Genomic DNA, 1,199 nt, shown 5'->3' on the forward strand with positions numbered 1-1,199 from the left:
GCCCAGACCTTCGAGAACATGACCCCGGGTGACCAGGAATCCCAGTTTATGCAGATAGCCTGTCGCTGCCGTCAGAGCTGTTGGCGTTGCCAGAGAGAGGGCACAGGGGCAGGTTACTACCAGTACGGACAGGGTGATCCAGAACGCATCTTCTGCCACGACACCCGACCAGTACCAGTAAACGACAGTTGCTGTCACCAGAACAGAAGCCACAAAGTAACCGGCAACACGATCTGCCAGTCGGGCAATGGCAGGTTTGTCCTGTTGGGCATGTTTTAGCAGTTTGAGAATCGCAGACATCCGGGTTTCTTCACCTACATGGGTGATTTCAAGCTCAAGGGCGTTGTCGATATTGAGACTGCCGCCCATCACTGACTCGCCTATGCTGCGGGCTATTGGCAGATATTCGCCTGTCAGCATGGATTCATCGACACTACTACTCCCTCGCAATATAACAGCATCAGCGGGAATGGAATCACCGGGTAATACCCGTACATGGTCTTTGGGTTTCAGATCAATGATCGGGACTCGAACATACTCTTTACCCTCTTTTTTCAGGCAGCTGGAGGGCAGCAGGTTGCTTAGGGCCCGGGCTGCACGAGAGGTTGAATGTCTCGCACGAAGCTCCAGATAACGACCGGACAACAGGAAGAAAGTAAACATAGATACCGAGTCAAAATAAACTTCACCACTTCCGTTAACGGTTGCCCAGAGGCTGGCAACATAGGCTCCACCAATGGCAATGGAGACCGGCACATCCATGCTGAGATGGCGGGTTCGGAAATCTCGCAGGGCTGCTTTGAAAAAAGGTGCCGCTGAGTAGAGTATGACCGGAGTGGCCACCAGAGCACTGACATACCGGATCAGATCCCGATAGGGGGCCGTCATGTCGTTACTGATCGCTCCGGAGTAGAGCGCGATGGCATACATCATGACCTGCATGGTGCCAATACCGGCAATGGCGAGGCGTCGTATGAATACGCGGTTCTCTTGCTTGAGCATGGCTTCCTGGCGATCAGCGCGCCAGGGGTAGGCTTTATAACCAATCTGATGAATGGCGATCAGAATATCGCTGAGTGGTGTCTGTGCGTTATTCCAGCTGATCTGGGCTTCATGAGTACTCAGGTTAACAGAGACTTTTTCGACACCTTCGATCAGACTAATATGATTCTCCAACAACCAGACACAGGCAGCACAGG

General features: G+C 52.7%; 1 protein-coding gene. It reads right to left on the reverse strand.

What is annotated here, in order from left to right:
• The coding region (locus KDK16_RS03485) for a cation-translocating P-type ATPase (RefSeq protein ID WP_257274701.1) at nt 1-1,199 on the reverse strand (1,199 nt) is incomplete at both ends.

Source organism: Endozoicomonas sp. SESOKO4 (assembly GCF_024606275.1).